The 17,905-nt window shown below is 68.0% G+C and carries 17 protein-coding genes and 1 pseudogene; 10 read left to right on the forward strand and 8 right to left on the reverse strand.

Annotated elements, in window-relative coordinates; translation table 11 throughout:
• Window positions 1-80: 80 nt before the first annotated feature.
• Entirely contained in the window at window positions 81-1,100 is a 1,020-nt protein-coding gene (locus AC6EUH_RS04205) for a PHP domain-containing protein (RefSeq protein WP_499737895.1), read from the forward strand.
• Between the two features lie 174 nt (window positions 1,101-1,274).
• Here AC6EUH_RS04205 and AC6EUH_RS04210 read toward each other — a convergent pair whose 3' ends face one another.
• Window positions 1,275-4,235, reverse strand: a complete 2,961-nt coding sequence (locus AC6EUH_RS04210; RefSeq protein ID WP_499737975.1) for an alpha-amylase family glycosyl hydrolase — start codon at window positions 4,233-4,235, stop codon at window positions 1,275-1,277.
• Between the two features lie 484 nt (window positions 4,236-4,719).
• On the reverse strand, window positions 4,720-5,826 hold the full coding sequence (locus AC6EUH_RS04215; RefSeq protein WP_235500161.1) for a lactonase family protein: 1,107 nt from the start codon (window positions 5,824-5,826) through the stop codon (window positions 4,720-4,722).
• Window positions 5,827-5,891: 65 nt separating this feature from the next.
• Here AC6EUH_RS04215 and AC6EUH_RS04220 point away from each other — a divergent pair, with 65 nt between their 5' ends.
• Window positions 5,892-6,734, forward strand: a complete 843-nt coding sequence (locus AC6EUH_RS04220; RefSeq protein WP_056428153.1) for a putative protein N(5)-glutamine methyltransferase — start codon at window positions 5,892-5,894, stop codon at window positions 6,732-6,734.
• On the opposite strand, the gene AC6EUH_RS04225 is transcribed toward AC6EUH_RS04220, so the two are convergent.
• The 5 genes and pseudogenes from AC6EUH_RS04225 to AC6EUH_RS04245 form a co-directional block, all read right to left on the reverse strand.
• Window positions 6,735-7,208: a YtxH domain-containing protein gene (locus AC6EUH_RS04225; protein ID WP_056428150.1), complete on the reverse strand. Its 474-nt coding sequence runs from the start codon at window positions 7,206-7,208 to the stop codon at window positions 6,735-6,737.
• Window positions 7,209-7,307: 99 nt separating this feature from the next.
• A complete protein-coding gene (locus tag AC6EUH_RS04230) occupies window positions 7,308-7,571 on the reverse strand; it encodes a GlsB/YeaQ/YmgE family stress response membrane protein (RefSeq protein WP_056428147.1) in 264 nt (87 codons plus the stop codon).
• A gap of 361 nt (window positions 7,572-7,932) precedes the next feature.
• Window positions 7,933-8,073, reverse strand: a pseudogene (locus tag AC6EUH_RS04235) (aldo/keto reductase); the annotation flags it as partial.
• Between the two features lie 43 nt (window positions 8,074-8,116).
• Window positions 8,117-8,326, reverse strand: a complete 210-nt coding sequence (locus AC6EUH_RS04240; RefSeq protein ID WP_056428140.1) for a dodecin — start codon at window positions 8,324-8,326, stop codon at window positions 8,117-8,119.
• A 110-nt stretch (window positions 8,327-8,436) separates the two neighbouring features.
• Complete coding sequence (locus AC6EUH_RS04245; RefSeq protein WP_499737896.1) at window positions 8,437-9,369, reverse strand: SGNH/GDSL hydrolase family protein; 933 nt, start codon at window positions 9,367-9,369, stop codon at window positions 8,437-8,439.
• 171 nt (window positions 9,370-9,540) lie between these two features.
• Here AC6EUH_RS04245 and AC6EUH_RS04250 point away from each other — a divergent pair, with 171 nt between their 5' ends.
• A complete protein-coding gene (locus tag AC6EUH_RS04250) occupies window positions 9,541-9,798 on the forward strand; it encodes a metal-sensitive transcriptional regulator (RefSeq protein WP_056428136.1) in 258 nt (85 codons plus the stop codon).
• Between the two features lie 52 nt (window positions 9,799-9,850).
• Here the strand turns inward: AC6EUH_RS04250 and AC6EUH_RS04255 are convergent, their stop codons facing one another.
• Entirely contained in the window at window positions 9,851-10,561 is a 711-nt protein-coding gene (locus AC6EUH_RS04255; protein WP_056428133.1) for a FadR/GntR family transcriptional regulator, read from the reverse strand.
• Between the two features lie 147 nt (window positions 10,562-10,708).
• On the opposite strand from AC6EUH_RS04255, the gene AC6EUH_RS04260 reads away from it, so the two are divergent.
• From AC6EUH_RS04260 to AC6EUH_RS04290, 7 genes are all read left to right on the forward strand, one after another.
• Window positions 10,709-12,256 (forward strand): four-carbon acid sugar kinase family protein, encoded by a 1,548-nt coding sequence (locus AC6EUH_RS04260; protein ID WP_499737897.1) that lies wholly within the window; start codon window positions 10,709-10,711, stop codon window positions 12,254-12,256.
• A gap of 23 nt (window positions 12,257-12,279) precedes the next feature.
• Window positions 12,280-13,173, forward strand: coding sequence for an NAD(P)-dependent oxidoreductase (locus AC6EUH_RS04265; protein WP_056428127.1), 894 nt, complete (start codon window positions 12,280-12,282; stop codon window positions 13,171-13,173).
• A 114-nt stretch (window positions 13,174-13,287) separates the two neighbouring features.
• The gene (locus AC6EUH_RS04270) at window positions 13,288-14,754 is read left to right on the forward strand and encodes a GntP family transporter (RefSeq protein ID WP_499737898.1); all 1,467 of its coding nucleotides are present in this window, start codon (window positions 13,288-13,290) and stop codon (window positions 14,752-14,754) included.
• Window positions 14,754-15,629 (forward strand): class II fructose-bisphosphate aldolase, encoded by an 876-nt coding sequence (locus AC6EUH_RS04275; RefSeq protein WP_499737899.1) that lies wholly within the window; start codon window positions 14,754-14,756, stop codon window positions 15,627-15,629. Before AC6EUH_RS04270 ends, AC6EUH_RS04275 begins: the two co-directional genes overlap by 1 nt.
• Before the next feature lie 46 nt (window positions 15,630-15,675).
• Window positions 15,676-16,068: a DUF1304 domain-containing protein gene (locus AC6EUH_RS04280; protein ID WP_499737900.1), complete on the forward strand. Its 393-nt coding sequence runs from the start codon at window positions 15,676-15,678 to the stop codon at window positions 16,066-16,068.
• 135 nt (window positions 16,069-16,203) lie between these two features.
• Window positions 16,204-17,541: an acyltransferase family protein gene (locus AC6EUH_RS04285; protein ID WP_499737901.1), complete on the forward strand. Its 1,338-nt coding sequence runs from the start codon at window positions 16,204-16,206 to the stop codon at window positions 17,539-17,541.
• Window positions 17,538-17,882 (forward strand): GNAT family N-acetyltransferase, encoded by a 345-nt coding sequence (locus AC6EUH_RS04290; protein ID WP_056428114.1) that lies wholly within the window; start codon window positions 17,538-17,540, stop codon window positions 17,880-17,882. The genes AC6EUH_RS04285 and AC6EUH_RS04290 overlap by 4 nt, the downstream gene beginning before the upstream one ends.
• The last annotated feature ends 23 nt before the right edge of the window (window positions 17,883-17,905 follow it).

Consider the following 17,905-nt stretch of genomic DNA (forward strand, 5'->3'; position numbering starts at 1 on the left):
AGGCCCCGCTGCCCAAATCGGCGCGACATCCGGACACGTCGGGGGGTCCGCGGCCCGCGGATGGGGTGGAAGATGGTGCCATGGATGCCGTCGACGCCCTCAATGAGATTGCCTTTTGGCTTGAACGCGAGCTCGCACCGACGTTCAAGATCCAGGCGTTCCGCAAGGCTGCCGGGATCATCGCCGGCCTGGACGCGGAGGAACTGGCTGCCCGGGTCCGTGATGGCCGGCTGAAAAGGACCAAAGGGATTGGCGACCGGACCTTCCAGGTCATCCGGGAGGCGCTGGACGGCGGGGTGCCGGAGTACCTGAGCGGCCTGCGGAGCCGGGGGGACCAGCCTCTGGTGCCGGGAGGGCGCGAGTTGCTGGCCTCGCTGCGCGGCGACCTGCACAGCCACAGTGACTGGTCCGACGGCGGATCCCCGATTGAGGCCATGGTGGGCGCCGCCAGGCTGCTGGGCCGCGAGTACCTCGCGCTGACTGATCATTCACCCAACCTCAAGATCGCCAACGGGCTGAGCGCCGCGCGGCTCGCGGAACAACTCGACGTCGTCTCGGAGATCAACGCCGACGACGGCGGCTTCCGCCTCCTGCGCGGCATCGAGGTCGACATCCTCGAGGACGGCACCCTGGACCAGACCCCGGAGATGCTGGACCGGCTGGATATCGTGGTCGCCAGCGTGCACTCGAAGCTTCGCGCCGACAAGCGCACCATGACCCGCCGGATGCTCGGCGCCATCGCGGACCCGCACACCAACGTGCTCGGCCACTGCACCGGCCGCCTGGTTCAGGGCGGCCGGGGCACACGGCCGGCGTCGGAGTTCGACGCCGAAGAGGTCTTCGCGGCCTGCGCCGAGAACAACGTCGCCGTCGAGATCAATTCACGGCCCGAACGCCAGGACCCGCCCGGCGCCCTCATTCAGGTGGCCCTCGACGCCGGCTGCCTGTTCAGCATCGACAGCGACGCCCACGCCCCGGGCCAGCTCGATTTCCTGCAGTACGGTGCCGAGCGGGCTGAACGCAACGGCGTGCCGGCGGCCCGGATTGTCACCACCTGGCCCCTGGACCGCCTGCTGGACTGGGCCTCGGCGGGGCGCTGAGGGCCGGCCGCAGGCCAGCTTCCGCGGGACATGCGCCCCGGCCGCTCCGAGTGCTGGACATAGTGCTGATATGCCCAGCCCTGGGTGCGGGGAGCGGACATGTCCCGCGGTCCGGGTTGAATACCCGCGCACCCAACCGGACGTCGGTCCCTTCCGGGTTGGTGGCGGCGCTGATCAGCCGGCGTTGATGAGATGGCTGAAGTGGTCGTACCGGAAGGTGATCTGCCCGCCGTCGTGCGTGATGCTGACGTTGCCGCCGCCGGGGGCGCCCCCGGCCCCATAGTTTTCTGTCCAGGAGCGGTTGAGGGCAGCTTTGAACCCGTAGCTGCCGGCTGGCAGGGTGGTGGTCAGCTTCCAGACCAGGTCAGTGGGATCCAGGATCAGCTGGGCCGCGTCACAGTCCGGCATCCAGTCGCCCGCGCAGCCAAGCTCCGAGTTCATGTCACCGGCAGCCGCGACGGCCCCCGGTTGCTGTGAGGCGTACACGGCGCTCAGCAGGTGGGTGCTGTTGTCGTAGCGGAAGGTCACCGGGCCGCCGGGGTGGTCCAGAGTGATGTTGTTTCCGTTGAGCGTTCCGCCGGCGCCGTAGTTCTCGTCCCAGGATCCGTTGAGGGCTGCCTTGAATTCGTAGCTGCCGGCGGGCAGGACCGCGGTGAGCCGCCAGATCTTGTCCGCCGGATCCAGCGTCATGTGGGCGGCCCCGCAATCCGGCTGCCAGTCACCCGGGCAGCCCATTTCCGAGTTGAGGCTCCCGGCGACGGTGACCGAGGAAGGCTGGGGAAGCTCCCCGGCCACGACTGTGCGGGTCCCGCTGGTCACCTCGCCCACGCCCGGAACGTCCATCAGGGCCCGGTAGCGGAGCTGGGTGCCGTCCGCCAGGGCCAGCGCGCCCAGGTCGTCGACGGCGGTGTAGGCGGGGGAGGAGCTGTCCTGACCGATTTCCGACCAGTCACCGCCGCTGATGCTGCGCTCGAACCGGACCGTGTAGTCGGCCTTTTCCGGGCTGGCGGCTGCAGTGATTTCGACCTTGCCCTGGACGCTGCTGCCCTCCTTGGGGGACACCAGGCTCAAAACCGGCGCCGGGACGGTGCCGCTGCGGGGCTGGCTCACCGAGGTGTGCGACCCGTTGTCCAGCACGACGGCGCGGTACTCCACGGCCGTGCCGGCGTCCAGCGCGGAGACGTCGTGGAAGACCTGGTACGGCGCCGTGTCATCCGTGCCGATCGGGGCCCATTTGCCGCCGGCGGTGCGGGCCTGGAAGGTGACCTCATAGAAGGAGCTGCCGTCGACGTCGGCCGCTACCCGTACGCGGCTGTTGTCCGCGGCAGACGCCGCCGGCTCCTGCAGTGTCACGGCGGGTGCCGCCTTGGAATGCGGGATGCGGCCCGCGGACTCGTAGACAACGGCGGACAGCGGCGGGACCGTGACCGTGAGCTTCCCGTCCGCGGCGGTCTTGACCTCGGCGGCCGCTTCTCCGTAGATGCGGTTGTAGCTGCGCTTGGCCACGTAGGTTGGAACCGCTGCCGTCCGGGCCTGCTTGCTGTTGTTGACGGCAACCACGTACTCGCGCTGGTCCTTGGCGTCGGTACGGGAGAAGGCGTAGATGCCCGGCCCGTCGGAGGCGTAGCGGTTCTGGTGTGCGCCGTTGCGCAGCGCCGGATGTTCGGTGGTCAGGGTGGCGAGCTCACTGATCCCGCGGTACAGCGGGTGGGCGGTGGTGAAGTTGTCGCCCGCGTGCGTGGCGTCGGTGCCGAGCAGATCGTCATCGAGGTAGTCCGGGACCCTGCTCGCGAACATCGTCTGGCGGGCGTCCTGGTCTCCGCCGGGGCCGGTGAAGCCCTGTTCGTCGCCGTAGTAGACCACGGGGTTGCCGCGGGAGAAGTACATCAGCTCGTGGGCGAGCCGGTCGCGGGCGACGCGTTCGGCGTCGTCCGCGTCCGGGTTGTCCGCGGTGATGAAGCTGCCGATCCTGCCCATGTCGTGGTTACCCAGGAAGGTGGGCAGTTCGTAGACGTTGGAGTCGGCGTCCGTGTACCAGTCGTCGCCGGCGAAGAAGGTCTCCAGTTCCTTGGCGCCCTGGCCGCGGGAGGCGAAGTTGCGGGCCGCATCTTGGAACGGAAAGTCGAGCACGGCCTGCATCTTGTTGCGGGTGGTGAACTGCGAGGTGAAGCTCTTGGAGGTGTCGAAGACCTCGCCGAACATAAAGAACTCGTCCTTGCCGTGCGCCTTGGCGTAGTCGAGGACCCGGGGGCCGAACTGCTGCCAGAACTCGTCGTTGACGTGCTTCATGGTGTCGATCCGGAAACCGTCCACGCCGAAGTCGCCGATCCACTTCTCGTAGATGTCGGCCATGCCGTTCACCACCTTCGGGTGTTCGGTGAAGAGGTCGTCGAGGCCGAAGAAGTCGCCGTAGAAGGAGTTTTCGCCTTCAAAAGTGGTGTCGCCGCGGTTGTGATAGAGCGTCGGGTCGTTGAGCCAGGCCGGGACCTTGAGGTTTTCCTCGCCGGGCGCCAGCTTCGGCGTGTAGGGGAAGGACTTCGCCGCGTCCAGGGCCGGGAAGCTGCCCGTTCCGGCGTAGTCGCGGTCATCGAACGGGACCCCGGCGGCGGTCAGGTAGGGCGCGGCGTCCTTGGACTTGTAGGCCGCACGGTCGCCCTCTTCGTAGCCGATCACATCCGCGGTGTGGTTGGTGATGATGTCGAAGTAGACCTTCATGCCGCGGGCGTGGGCCTCGTCGATGAGCGACTTGAGCTCCTCGTTGGTGCCCAGGTGCGGATCGATCTGGGTGAAGTCGGTGACCCAGTAGCCGTGGTAGCCGGCCGACTTGTCCTCCGGCTGGACCGCCTTGTTCTTGAAGCTCGGGGTCAGCCAGATCGAGGTGGTGCCCAGGCCCTGGATGTAGTCGATCTTGTCCCGCAGGCCTTTGAGGTCCCCGCCGTTGTAGAAGCCTTTCTTCGTCGGGTCGAAGCCCGACACCATCGGATCCGGGCCGAGGCCGCCGCCGTCGTTGGCGGTGCTGCCGTTGTTGAAGCGGTCCGCCATCACGAAGTAGAACCGTTCGTCGGTCACCGGGCCGCGGAGCGAGTGGGCTGCCGACGGATCGTCCGGGGCGGGCGTGGCCTGGGCGGCCGGCATCGGGATCACGACGGCGGCTGCCGCAGTAACGATTGCCGCCGCCACGGCGGTTCCGGTGCGGAGGAACGCGGCACGCCACTGCCGCTGGCTGGGTGCGGGCTTTTTGCCCGCGCTGGTACTGCGGATTAACACGATGGGGAACCTTCCGGTAAGCGACGTTGCCTCGACGAAGGGATGGATGCGGGAGACCGGCTACTGAGAGCCAAGTCACAACTGTAAGCGCTTGCATGGAAGTTATTCCAGCGAATGGTCAGAAAATCTTCGAGACGCTAGCGCGGGACATGCCCTCTGGATGCGGTGAGGGCTGGACATAGTGCCCTTGTGCCCAGTGTCGGCTGCGTGGACTGGGCATGTCCCGCGGCCAGGGTTGCTGCGCGGGCCCGTCCGTGTACGCCCCAGGGGGACATGCCCTCCGGATGCCGTGAGGGCTGGACATAGTCCTGTTATGCCCGTTCCTTGGCGTGAGGGCTGGGCATGTCCCTCGTTATCGCGCTGCGGGGACCAGCGCGGTCGGAGACGCCAGCGCCACCCTGCCCACGGACTCTCCGGGGAGACCGCTGACCGGATCAAGCGGGTAGGTCATCACGTTCCCGGAGCGTTCGTGCGCCACATGCAGCCAGCCGTTCCGGACCAGATGATGCCGCGGCCAGTCGCCGCCGCTGGGGACATCGGCCAGGGGCCGGAGGGCACCGCCGTCACTGTCCACATCGAGCACGCTGATCCGGTTGGAGCCGCGGACCCCGACGTAGGCGTGCCTCCCGTCCGGGGAGAGGGCAATCTCTGCCGCGGAGTCCCCGGGAAGGGCGCCGGCGCGGGTAGCCGGGGCCACCCCGGCCAGGCTGAAGATGCCGGACTCGCGGGAGCGCTGCACCACGGCCACTTCGATCGAATATTCGGTCACCACCAGCACGCTCCCGCCGGGGTGCTGGACGAGGTGCCGGGGGCCGCTGTCCCGGGGGAGTGCCAGCTCGTGGTCCAGCTGCAGCCCCTGCGAGGGCGCGTAGTTCCAGACCCGCAGGAGGTCGTGCCCCAGATCGGTGGTCATCAGCCTGCCGTCGTCGAGCGTCAGGCTGGCGTGGGCGCGGCTGGGACGCCCGGGGATCATCGAAGCGGCGGCCGGAATCCGTGCCATGATGCCGCCGTCGTGGTCCAGTTCGTACAGCAGGACCTGTCCATCGCCCCAGCAGGTCACCACGAGGAACCGGCCCCGCGGGTCGACGGCGACATGGCAGGCCGCCTCTCCGGCCGGCCAGTCCCGGCCGGCCGGGGCCAGGCCGAAGCCGCCGGACCGCCGGTATGCCCGTACGGTCCCAGCCGCCTCGCCCACCGCGTAGACCACATCCCGGGTGGGGTGCACGGCGAGGAACGACGGCGATGGGGCCGCGGCGGCGACGCCCAGCCAGCTCAGCGTTCCGTCAGCACGGGCGCGCAGGGCCCCGATCCCGGTCCCGCGGCCGCCGCCGTCCGTGGTGTAACAACCGGTCCAGATCAGCTCGTCCGGCGGTACTGCGTCTGACAATGCGGCGTCTGACAATATCGCGTCTGCCGGAACCGGCAGCGACGATCCGGAGGACATACTGTTCGTGGACATGGTGCCATCCTGCCATTTCGATAGCATGAGATTCCCGGCGCGATGAACGGAAGGGGGTCTGCGACATGACGGGCCCTCCCGCGTCCAGTCCCACGGTCATCACGAGGCTCAGGGCAGCCGGTTGCGTCTTCGCCGAGGAGGAGGCCCGGCTGCTCTGCGGCGCTGCCACAACGCCGGACCACCTCGACGTCCTGGTGCAGCAGCGGGTATCCGGCCTTCCGCTCGAGCACGTCCTGGGTTGGGCTGAATTTTGTGGACTACGGATCGAAGTGGACACCGGAGTGTTCGTGCCCCGCCGGCGCACCGAATTCCTGGTCCGTGAGGCTTCGAGGCTCGTGAAACGGTCCGGCCGCGCAGGCAGCACCGGACGGGCGCCGGTGGTCGTCGACCTGTGCTGCGGCTCGGGGGCGGTCGGTGCCGCGCTCGCGGCGCAGGCCGGGCCCCTGGAGCTGCACGCTGCCGACGTCGACCCGGCCGCGGTACAGTGCGCGGCCCGCAACGTCATGCCGCTGGGCGGCGAGGTTCACGTCGGGGACCTGTACACGGCCCTCCCGGAGCGGCTGCGCGGGCGGGTTTCGGTCCTCGCCGTCAACGCCCCGTATGTTCCCTCGGCCGAACTCGGCACCATGCCGCGGGAAGCCCGCCTGCACGAGCCGCGGGTTTCCCTCGACGGCGGTGTAGACGGGCTTCAGATCCAGCGGCGGGTGGCCGCCGGGGCGCCGCGATGGCTGGCTCCCGGCGGCTACCTGCTGATCGAGACGAGTCCGCGGCAGGCGCCGCAGACCGTCGAGTTGTTCCGGCGCAACGGACTCACCGCCCGTGTGGCCCGCTCCGGGGAGCTGGACGCCACGGTTGTTATCGGAACACCGATGCTTGATGGGGCCGAGCGACGGCGGTCCCCGGAGTAGTTAGGACTCCTTGTCGGGATCGACGTTGGTTGCGGCTCCGGCGCGGGTGGCCCCGCCTTCGTCGGACCAGTCCTGGCCGTGCTGGTCGGACAGTGCAGGGTCCGAGTCGACGTCGGCCGCCCCGGCTGCGACGGACGTCCCGAGGTTGACGGTCTCCGGATGGGTGCTGTGCGCGGGGATGCCGCCGTCGGCTGCACTCCCGTCACCTGTTGTCCCCGTCGGGGGCGTGTCGCGGCGGACCGCGGCGCCGATCACAGTTCCGGCCCGCCGGGCGGCTTCGCCGAGCTGCTCGGATACCTCGGGTGCCTTTTCCTTTACCGCTTCGGTCGCCGCGGCCACCTTGTCCTGGACCGGCTGGCTTTCCCAGAGGGCCGCCGCCCGCGTCTTGAGCTTCTCGTAGGCGGCCCGTCCGGACCGCGATCCGAGAACGTAGCCTGCTGCGATTCCTGCTCCGAAAAGAAGTTTGCCTTTCATGCGGTACTCCTGTTCCTCGATGGTGCCGGGTAAAAAGTGGGGGTGTGCCAAAAAACCGGCCCCGGGAAAATTCCCGGGACCGGTTTCCGGTCGTCAGCTTTAGCGGGCTGAACGCTTGGTGATCATGCCGTAAACGAGCAGGACGATGATCGCACCGCCGATGGCCAGGAGCCAGGACGACAGTGAGAAGAACTCGTTGACGCCAACGCCGAAGATCGCGTTACCGATAAAGCCGCCCAAGAAGGCGCCGACCACGCCGAGCAGCAGCGTGATGAGAATGCCACCGCCCTGCTTGCCCGGGAGGATTGCCTTAGCGATTGCGCCGGCGATGAGGCCCAGAATCAGAAATGCGAAAAAACCCATTTTTATCGTTCCTTCTTCTTCAGTGAGGAGGCACCCGGGTTGCCGGGTGCGCTTCATCCTTCTTCCCCAATACTAATCATGCTTATTATCAAAGAGCCATTCGGCCGGGAGTGAAAACTCCTCGTGGCGGGTAATTTCTTGGTTCGTCGTCCCGTTTTTTGGCTGGCGTGATCGTCTCCTTGCGGCGGGGCCGTACGCGGACGTCAATGAATTCGCCGGTCACCACGCATAGTCCCCCGGTGCCGTCCGGTGTCCCGGGAAGATTTCATCGAGCCGCCGGAGCGCGCCGGAATCGAGCGCCGGGTCCATGGCGCGGAGGGCGGAATCGAGTTGGGCCTGGGTGCGGGGGCCCACAACCGGCGAAGAAGTTGATGCCCGCGCCCGGCGCCGAGTCCATGATGGCGCGGGCATCCGCTTCCCCGGTCTGGGGGCCGACGTCCATGGTTCCGAGGCAGGGCCGGGAAATTCTTGGGCCGGAGCGGCCCAAGTGCGTGTACTGCACGCGGAGTTCTTCGGCGACGGAACGTGCGTGCCGGCGTCGGACGTTAGCGTTCCAGCCGGAATCCGAGCTTGATGGTCACTTGCCAGTCGGCGACAGCGCCGTTCTCGAGGTGTCCGCGGATTTCCTTGACCTCAAACCAGTCCAGGTTCCGCAGGGTCTTGGCCGCCTCGGCGATGCCGTTGCGGACGGCGGCATCAACGCCCTCGTTGGACGTTCCGACAATTTCAGAAATGCTGTAAGTGTGATTAGACAACTTCGCTCCTCGTGATCGCCATCGATACCCGGCGGTGGGCCGTTCCTGCAGATTAGCCGACAGATCGCAGCGGGACTAGGGCCGGAGGCCGTCCCTCTGAATGGTGCGCCTCAGGATCCGTAGACCGGCCCCGGCTCGGGGCGCTTGGGCGCCAGCGGCGGGGCGTCGGAGCGTTTCCGGACCCGGCGGATCATCCAGGGCAGCAGGTAGGTGGTGAACCAGGCGAGGTCCCCGGCCTTGCTGTCCCGCCAGCTGGCGGCAGGCATGGGCTTGGGCTCCAGCGGCGTGAGGGTGTGGGCCACGCCCAGGGATTCCAGCACCATGGCCGCGATGGTGTGGTGCCCGATCGGCGAGAAGTGCAGCCGGTCGGGGTCCCACATCTGCGGGTCGGCAAGTTGGCGCAAGGTCCAAAGATCAGCGATCACCCCGTGATGGCGCGCCGCGATGGTCCGGATGTTCTCGTTGAAGACGGCCACCCTGCCCCGGTTGTGGCCCAGCAACGGTGTATCGCGCCAGTCGGGACCAGTGAACAGCACAATGGTGGCCCCGGTGGCGCTGAGCATGCCTACTGCGGCGTCGAGGTCGGCGGCCAGCCGGTCGGGATCGCTCCGGTGGAAGACCAGGTCGTTTCCGCCGGCTGAGAGCGTGACCAAGTCCGGCTTGAGTGCGATCGCGGGCCCCAGCTGCCGGTCGAGGATCTGGCGCAGGAGGAGGCCGCTGACGGCGAGATTGGCGTACCGGAAATCCGTTCTTCCCTCGCTGAGTTCCTCGGCGATGCGGTCCGCCCAGCCCCGCATGCCGCCGGGGCTCAGCGGCTCCGGATCCCCAAGGCCCGCCGTGAACGAATCCCCCAAAGCGACATAGCGGCTCCACAGCCCCGGGTTCCACGCTGCACGCGAATGGATGTCCCGCCGCGGGCCGAACGCCACGCCGTGCTCCGGTCCCTGCCTCGGCGCGGGGACCCGTGCGCCGGCCTGGCCGGCGCCGGGATCCAGGAATCCGGCGGCGTTCACACTTTTAGCAATACGCCGAATATTCAGCATCCACTAGGTCCTTAGGTCCCTAGCGGTGCAGAACCACCCCGCAGGAGGCCCCGCCGGGGCCCCTGATGCCCGGGCAGCGGCGGCAGTGGGCGGCATCATACCCTATGGGGTATCGGTAATACATAGGGGGGTATATCATGGAATGAACCCTGTTGATCCCGGAGGAACAAAATGGAACTCGATCCCACTGACATGAAGCCCGTCATCAATCGCCTTCGCCGCGCCCAGGGGCAGCTCGCCGCCGTGACCCGGATGATCGAAGAGGGCCGTGACTGCAAGAGTGTTGTGACCCAGCTGGCTGCCGTGTCCAGCGCCCTGGACCGGGCCGGATTCTCGATCATCGCCACGGGCCTGCAGCAGTGCATGCAGCAGGAGGACCCCACCTTGGACCGGGCCGAGCTCGAGAAGCTCTTCCTCTCGCTGGCCTAAGCCCCGCCTGGCGCAGCCAGGCACCCCGCCCCCGGGCCATCCGGACCGCCAGTCAGGCCGGCCGGTCCGCCAGGACGTAGGTCTTGAGGTCATCCAGCGTCTGCTGCATGTGGGCGTCCATTGCATCCCGCGCCTGGTGCGGGTCCCGTGTGGCCAGCGCATCCGCGATTTTCTGGTGCTCGCCGATCGCATGTGCCTGAATGTCGCGCACCTCGGACGTCTGGGTCCGCCGTTTTTCCAGCACCCGGTGCAGCGGGGCGAACAGGACGGCCACAAAAACATTCTCCGAGGCGCGCAGGATGAGGTCGTGGAACGCGAGGTCGGCCGCCACAAACGCGGCCACATCGTGCTTTTCGTGCGCCACGCGCATCGATTCCAGCTGCCCGTAGAGGGCCTCCAGGTCGGCGTCACTGATCCTGACGGCCGCCAGCTCGCAGGCGCCTGACTCCAGCATCCGGCGCAGCTCGATCAGCTGCACGGCGGCAGCCGCGTCGTTCTTCCCCTCCGAGGCCGCCCGGAGGACTGCCTCCAGGGAGGCCCATCGGCTCAGCGGGTTCACAAAGGTCCCGCGGCCGCGCTCCACGCTGAGGATCTGCTGGGCTTCGAGGGTCTTCATCGCCTCGCGGACCGTCATGCGGCTCACCTCATGGCGGGCGCTCAGCTCCAGCTCGCCGGGGACCGATGTGCCCGGCGGGAATTCGCCGGCAATGATACGGTCCAGCAGTTCGTCAGCGACCACGCCGACCAGCGATTTCCTAGCCACTTTTCCCCATCTGCTGTCACCGAGTTGCTCCTGGTGGACAAGTCTACTTGCGCGTCGTTGTGCCGTATGCCACACTAGCATTCAGATGTTAGATGTCAGACATCTTACAAATTTGTTCCGCAGCAGAGTTCCCACAATGGAGTGCAAGTGCCCTTTGAATCAGAGCTTTTCGAAGCCGATGTGCTCGCCGCCTTTCCGGCGGAGGTCCGGATTCCCGCCCGGACCGTCGCCGAAGCCGTGGAGGCCCAGTCCGCGTCCGCCCCCCGGATCCTGGTAGTGCTCGACGACGACCCCACCGGTACGCAGTCCGTCGCGGACCTGCCGGTCCTCACCCGCTGGGAAGTCGCCGACTTCACCTGGGCTTTCAACCACCGCATCAACGGCCGCCGCCAGGACGCGGTCTACGTCTTGACCAACACCCGCAGCCTCGACCCGGCCGAAGCTGCCGCCCGCAACGAGGAAGTGGTCCGGAACGCCCTCGCGGCGGCCGCCCTCGAAGCCGACGGCGCCGATCCAAGCAGTGCGGGGCTGCGCCTGGGGTTCGTCAGCCGCAGCGACTCCACCCTCCGCGGCCACTACCCGCTGGAACCGGACACCATCGCGGCCACCGTCGCCGCTGTCACCGGCGAGGTGACGGACGGCGTCGTGATCGTCCCCGCATTCCCCGACGCCGGTCGCGTGACGATCGGCGGCGTGCACTACATGCGCGGCACCGGCGAGGACGCCGGCAAGCTCACTCCGGTGGCCGAGACCGAATTCGCCCGGGATGCGAGCTTCGGCTTCGCGAATTCCGAACTGGCGAAGTACGTCGAGGAAAAGTCCGAAGGCCGGTTCCCGGCGGATTCGGTGATCGTGCTGGACCTGAACACCATCCGAGCCGCCGGGCCGGACGGGGACCCCCTGGCCTCGGCCAAAGCCATTGCGGACGCCATCGAGTCCGCCGCGGATTCCACCCCGATCGTCGCCGACATTGTGACCGAAAACGATCTCCGCGCACTGGCCCTGGGCCTGGAGGAAGCCGAACGCCGGGGCAAGAAGCTCCTGTACCGGGTGGGTCCGCCGTTTGTCCGGGGGCGCATCGGCCAGGAAATCCGCGCCGAACTCAGCGGCGAGGAAGCCTACGCGGGCCTCACGCCCTCCGACGCCGGCGGCCTGATCGTCGTTGGTTCGCACGTCGGCGTCACCACCCGCCAGCTCAAGGCCCTCGTCGAACAGCACAGCGCGGCGCGCATCGTGGAAATCGACGTCGAAAGGCTGCTGAGCGGCGGGGCCGAGGAGTACCTGGACGGCATCGTCCGGACCGTCGCGGAGGCCCTGCGCAGCGCCGACGTCATCCTCCACACCAGCAGGCTGCTCATCAAGACGGACGACGCCGCCGCGAGCCTGCGGATCGCCCGCACCGTGTCCGCCGCCGTCGTCGCCGTGGTGAACCGGACCCTGAAGACGTTCCCGCCGCGCTTCGTCATCGCCAAGGGAGGCATCACGTCCTCGGACGTCGCCGCCCACGGCCTGGAGATCCGGCACGCGATCGTCCGCGGGCCCATGCTCCCGGGCATCGTCAGCCTGTGGGAGCCGGTGGACGGACCCGCAAAGGGCATCCCGTACATCGTCTTCGCCGGCAACGTGGGTGACGACCAGTCCCTGGCTCAGGTCACCCGCAAGCTCAGCAACACATTCTCCCCAGCTGCCCCCTAACCCCTCATTCAACGGAGAAACCCATGAACTACAAAGTCACTGTCCTCGGCCTGGGCGCCATGGGACTGCCCATGGCCGCACGGCTGGCAACCCGGCTGACCGTCCACGGCTTCGACATCGCCGAGCCGCGGCTGAAGCTCGCCAAAGAGGCCGGCATCAAGACCTTCTCCTCCGCCCGTGAGGCCGCCGAGGGCGCCGACGCGCTGCTGCTGGCGGTCCGCAACGGCGAACAGCTGGACGACGTCCTCTTCGGCGGGAACGGCGTGGCCTCCGTACTGAAGCCGGGCGCCGTCGTGATCCTGGGCAGCACCGTGGGCACCGAAGCCATTCCGGCCACCGTCGCCCGCCTCGCGGAATTCGGCGTCGCCCTCGTCGACGCCCCGCTCTCGGGCGGACCGAAGCGCGCCGGCGAAGGAGACCTGCTGATCGTGGTCGGCGCCGAACCGCAGGCGCTGGAAACGGCACGCCCGGTCCTGGAACTGCTCGCCTCCACCCTGACCGTCGTGGGCGACAAGCCCGGCGACGGGCAGGCCCTCAAGACCGTCAACCAGCTGCTCTGCGGCATCCACATCGCCGCGGCGGCTGAGGCAATGGCCCTGGCGGACGCCCTCGGCCTGGACCAGGCCAAGACCCTCGCAGCACTGGAGGCCGGGGCCGCCGGTTCCTTTATGCTCTCCAACCGCGGGCCCCGCATCCTGGAGGCCTACACCGAAAACGGCGCGGAGGTCCTCAGCCGCCTGGACATCTTTGTCAAGGACATGGGCATCGTGGGCAAGGCCACCCGCGCCGCCGGCCTCGCCGCCCCGGTGGCCGCCGCCGCCGAGCAGCTGTACCTCCTCGGCCAGGCCCAGGGGCTCGCCGCCGCCGACGACTCCGCCGTCATCAGGGTCGTCGCCCCCACCAAGCGCACCGCCTAGCACCCGCTCCCGCCTCAGATTCCCCAAACTCGACGACGGCGGATCCCCCCTTTCCGCCGTCGTCGGCGAAACACCGGTCACTGGCTGCAGTGACGTCAAAGGAGACACCCCCACATGAATCCCCTGATCAACTCTTTGATGGTGCGGGCGGCCGACGTCCCCGTCATCAAACCGGCCGTGGAGCTCGGCACTCCGCTGCTGCTGACCATTGCCGCCATCGGCATTGCGATTTTGCTGGTCATGATCATCCGCTTCAAGATCCAGGCGTTTGTGGCGCTGCTGACGGTCAGCATCCTGGTCGCCGTGGCATCCACCATCCCGCTGAAGGACGTCTTCACCGTCGTCGCCACCGGTGTCGGCGGCACCATGGGCAAGGTCGCACTGCTGATCGCCCTCGGCGCGATCCTCGGCCGCATGATCGAGGTCTCCGGCGGGGTGCAGTCGCTTGCCGACCACTTCACCGCCAAGCTCGGCGCCAAGCGCGTCGCTGTCGCCCTCACCGGCGTCGGGTTCCTCGTCGCCATCCCGGTGTTCTTCGAGGTCGGCGTCATTGTGCTGGTGCCGATCGTCTACGCCTTCGCGAAGATCGCCAACGTGCATCCCATCAAGTTCGGCCTGCCGATGGCCGGCATCATGCTGGCCATCCACGTGGCCGTACCGCCGCACCCGGGCATCGTCGCCGGAGCCGGCGTCTTCGGCGCGGACATCGGACTCATCACCCTCATCTCGCTGATCATCTGCGTCCCGCTGGGTTTCCTGTCCTACTGGGTGGCGTCCATCATGAACCGCAAGGAGTACGAACTCCTGCCCGGAGTCAAGGCCCAGCTCGACGAATTCGGCTCCAAGGACATCATCCATGAAGGCCATGAGGGCAAGGACCACCACGTCGTCGCGCCGCCGCGTCCCGGCCTGATCATCTTCCTCATTGCCGCCCCGATCGTCCAGATCCTCGTCGGCACCGTCGGCACGCTGACGATCGACAAGCAGAGCTACTGGTACGGCGTGGCAGCGTTCGTCGGCAACCCGTTCTTCGCACTGCTCGTCGCCGTCGCACTTTCCTTCTTCCTCCTGGCCGTCCGCCGCCAGTGGTCGCTGCGAGAAACCGGCGAAATTTTCGAAGGCGCGCTCCCGCCCATCGCCTCCATCCTCATGGTGGTCGCGGCCGGCGGCGTGTTCGGCGAAGTGCTGCGCACCTCGGGCATTGGGGCGGCGCTCTCGGAGACTCTGGACCAGCTGGGCCTGCCCCTGATCGTCCTCGGCTTCATCATCTCGCTGGCCCTCCGCGCCGCTCAGGGTTCCGCAACAGTGGCCATCGTGACGACCGCCGGGCTGCTCACTTCCGCCGTGACGGCCGGCGGCTACACCCCGGCGCAGACCGCCGTGATCGTCATTGCCATCGGCTTCGGCGCCCTTGGGCTGTCCCATGTGACCGACGCCGGTTTCTGGACTGTAGTGCGGTACTACGGACTCACCGTCTCGGACGGACTCAAGACCTGGACCGTGCTCACCACCGTCCTCGGCCTTGCCGGCTTCGCCCTGACCTTTGTGGCCTGGATCCTGGTGGGAGGCCTGAGCGCCTGATGCGTGCCCGTCTCGATCAGCTGGTAGTTTCAGCCCTCCAGCAGGGATCGGCCGTTCCGGCCTTCACCTGCTACGACTTCACCACGGCGCTCGCCGTGGTGGCAGCGGCGGAGGACGGCGGACGCGGCGCCATCCTGCTGGTCTCGCCCAGCACTGCGGCCACCGCCAAGGGCCTGCGGCTGGTCGCGGCGCTCCGGGGCCTCGCCGACTCGGCCGCGGTCCCGATCGCCGTCCAGCTCGACCATGCCTCCGATCTCGCGGTGATTGCCGACGCCGTTGCCGCCGGGGCCGACTCTGTCCTGGTGGACGGATCGTCGCTGGAGTACGAGGACAACATCGCCCTGGTCCGTGCCGCCCGCGCCATGCTGGACGGCTCCGGCTCAGCGGAGACCGTCATCGAAGCCGAACTCGGCGGCCTCGCCGGCGACGAGGACCGGGCCTTCGGTCCCGGCGCCGCAGGCAGCGCCCCGGCGGCCGGCACGGCCGGACTCACAGACTCCGCCCAGGTGGAGGACTTCGTGGCCCGCACCGGAGCCCAGTTGCTGGCCGTGGCCGTGGGCAACGTCCACGGCCGGTACCAGGGTGAACCCGAGCTGCGATGGGACGTGCTGCAGGACATCGCAGTGCGGACCCGTGTCCCCCTGGTGCTGCACGGCGCCTCCGGAATCCCCGCGGCCGAGCTGGTCAAGGCCGCCGCCATGAACGTGGGCAAGGTCAACTTCAACACCGAGCTCCGCACCGGCGTCCTGGAAACCCTCGAGGCACGCACGGGCACGCACCGCAGGGATGGCGAGAACCTCCAGGGTTTGCTGGCCGAATGGGACAATTCGGCCGGGACTTTCGCGGCCACGGCGCTGGCCACCCTCTCGCGCTGACTCACCACAACCGCTCCGAAATCGGGGGGAGGCTAGGATCAGGAACATGATCCTGGCCTCCCTCGTTTTTGCGCTGCTTGCGGCCCTGCTACACGTGTATATCTTCATCATGGAGTCCATTACCTGGACGCAGCCAGCCACGTGGAAGCGCTTCGGCGTTACCTCGCAGGCGGACGCCGACACCACGCGGCCGCTGGCCTACAACCAGGGTTTCTACAATCTCTTCCTCGCCGCCGGCGCCCTGGCCGGTACCGGCGCCATCGCCCTCGGGCACCCTGCGGTCGGATGGACTCTGGTCTTCAGCAGTTGCGGATCCATGCTCCTGGCCTCGATCGTTCTCGCCATGAGCGGACGCAAGTACCTCCGTGCGGCCGCCACGCAGGGCGCGACGCCGCTGCTCGCCGTCGCACTCGGTGTGGTGGGGCTGCTGACTGCCTGAACCCGACGCCCTGAACCTGAAATATGCCCAACGGTACTGGCCGAGGGCGCCTGCAAGGCCGACAATGAAGGCACACAGAGCGGCGTTGGCGCCCAACAGCCCTGGCAGGGCGTTGGCAGGTTCCTTAGGGGCGCAATGGTTCCACGGCAGCGGGCAGGGAGCGGACAGGCGGTACGGCCCGACCGCGACCTGGTGATCGACCTCGCCAGGTTCTTCTGCCTTGCACTCGTGGTGGTATCGCACACCATGATGGTGAGCCCGGTGCTGCATCCCGACGGCACCGTGACCTCCGACAACACCCTCGGCAACCAGCGCTGGTTCGAACCTGTGGTCTGGGTCCTGCAGGTCATGCCGCTCTTCTTCGTTGTCGGCGGCATGACCGGCCTGCAGTCCTGGCGCCGCCTCCGGGCCCGGGGCGGCAACACCTTCGACTTTATGCAGGCGCGGATGCTGCGGCTCATACGCCCCGCCGCTGTCCTGCTTGCCATCATGTTCACCGGGCTCTGGGCTGCGCGGCTGACCGGGGTGGACCCGCAGGTCATCCAGCTCTCGGTTTCCGGGGCAGGCATGCCTTTGTGGTTCCTCGCCGCCTACCTCGCGGCGCAGCTGAACCTCCCGCTCCTGGCGCGCCTGCACGCCCGGGCGCCCTGGCTGACCCTGACGGGACTCACCGCGTTAGTGGTGGCGGTGGACTGCCTGCGGGGGATGATGCCGACGCTGGCCTACCTCAACATGGTCTTCGTCTGGTGCGCCGTGCAGCAGCTCGGATTCTTCCTCGCCGACCGGGGCCCGCTTGCCCTCGGCCGGCCCGCACTGGCGGGCATCATCCTGGCAAGCAACCTGCTCCTGGGGCTCCTCGTGTGGCTGGGGCTGTACTCCGGGAACATGCTGGTGAACCTCAACCCGCCCAACCTCACCCTCCTGCTCCTCGGGTGCTCGCAGGCCGCTGCCCTGCAGCTCTTCCGGCCGGTGCTGTCCAGCATCGCGGCGATGGTGCCGGTGCGGCGGTTCATTGGGCTGGCCGGACGGAGGTCCATGACCGTCTACCTCTGGCACCTTCCCATGCTCGCGGCACTGTCCGGGGTGCTGCTGCTGACCGACTTTCCCCAGCCGGCAGGCGGAACCGCCGCCTGGTGGTGGGGCCGGCCGCTGGTGCTGCTGGCCGTGATCGGCCTGCTCCTGCCGGTGCTGGCGCTCTTCGGCCGCCTCGAAGAACGCCCGACGTCGGCCGCAATCGCACGGTCCCGCCCGGCGGCCGCCGTGGTGACGGCCGCCGTCGTCGTCTTTGTCCCGGTGGCCGACGCAGCGCTCAACGGACTGACCCTGGGACTGCTCGGCGGGGGAGCGGCGTGCTTCGCGCTCGCCGTCCTGCTGCTGGGCCGGATTCCGGCCCGGCTCGTGTCCGATCCGGGCCTCGGCGGATCTGACCCGCCATTGCCACACCCGCCATTAAGTGCCAATGTCGAACCATGACGGAGAACTCGGCAGTCACGGAAGACACGTTCAGTCCGAACGTGTCCACAACCCGGAATGATGAGCTGCACCACTATGAGCTCCACGTCGGCGGCCAGCTGGCCGTCCAGATCCGCTTCATCGACGAGCCGGGGCATGTGGACTTCATCCACACCGATACGGAGGAGAAATTCCAGGGCCAGGGACTCGCCAAGGTGCTGGCCCACTTCGCCTTGGACGACGTGGTGGCATCCGGCAAGCGGATCATTCCCAACTGCCCCTTTATGTACCGGTACCTGCGCAAGCACGACGCGTACAACCAATACATCGACTGGCCCGAGCAGCCCCCGGCCGGGGCCTGAGGCCGCAGCGTGCGCCTTGGAAG

Source organism: Arthrobacter sp. 001422645, from assembly GCF_059816125.1.

Excerpts from the sequence above, each read along its gene's own strand:
- AC6EUH_RS04205 (WP_499737895.1), top strand. The coding sequence starts at position 81 with ATGGATGCCGTCGACGCCCTCAATGAGATTGCCTTTTGGCTTGAACGC.
- AC6EUH_RS04285 (WP_499737901.1), top strand. The coding sequence starts at position 16,204 with ATGGTTCCACGGCAGCGGGCAGGGAGCGGACAGGCGGTACGGCCCGAC.
- AC6EUH_RS04265 (WP_056428127.1), top strand. The coding sequence starts at position 12,280 with ATGAACTACAAAGTCACTGTCCTCGGCCTGGGCGCCATGGGACTGCCC.
- AC6EUH_RS04230 (WP_056428147.1), bottom strand. The coding sequence starts at position 7,571 with ATGGGTTTTTTCGCATTTCTGATTCTGGGCCTCATCGCCGGCGCAATC.
- AC6EUH_RS04225 (WP_056428150.1), bottom strand. The coding sequence starts at position 7,208 with ATGAAAGGCAAACTTCTTTTCGGAGCAGGAATCGCAGCAGGCTACGTT.
- AC6EUH_RS04245 (WP_499737896.1), bottom strand. The coding sequence starts at position 9,369 with ATGCTGAATATTCGGCGTATTGCTAAAAGTGTGAACGCCGCCGGATTC.
- AC6EUH_RS04250 (WP_056428136.1), top strand. The coding sequence starts at position 9,541 with ATGGAACTCGATCCCACTGACATGAAGCCCGTCATCAATCGCCTTCGC.
- AC6EUH_RS04275 (WP_499737899.1), top strand. The coding sequence starts at position 14,754 with ATGCGTGCCCGTCTCGATCAGCTGGTAGTTTCAGCCCTCCAGCAGGGA.
- AC6EUH_RS04280 (WP_499737900.1), top strand. The coding sequence starts at position 15,676 with ATGATCCTGGCCTCCCTCGTTTTTGCGCTGCTTGCGGCCCTGCTACAC.
- AC6EUH_RS04290 (WP_056428114.1), top strand. The coding sequence starts at position 17,538 with ATGACGGAGAACTCGGCAGTCACGGAAGACACGTTCAGTCCGAACGTG.
- AC6EUH_RS04210 (WP_499737975.1), bottom strand. The coding sequence starts at position 4,235 with ATGCCGGCCGCCCAGGCCACGCCCGCCCCGGACGATCCGTCGGCAGCC.
- AC6EUH_RS04220 (WP_056428153.1), top strand. The coding sequence starts at position 5,892 with ATGACGGGCCCTCCCGCGTCCAGTCCCACGGTCATCACGAGGCTCAGG.
- AC6EUH_RS04270 (WP_499737898.1), top strand. The coding sequence starts at position 13,288 with ATGAATCCCCTGATCAACTCTTTGATGGTGCGGGCGGCCGACGTCCCC.
- AC6EUH_RS04215 (WP_235500161.1), bottom strand. The coding sequence starts at position 5,826 with ATGTCCACGAACAGTATGTCCTCCGGATCGTCGCTGCCGGTTCCGGCA.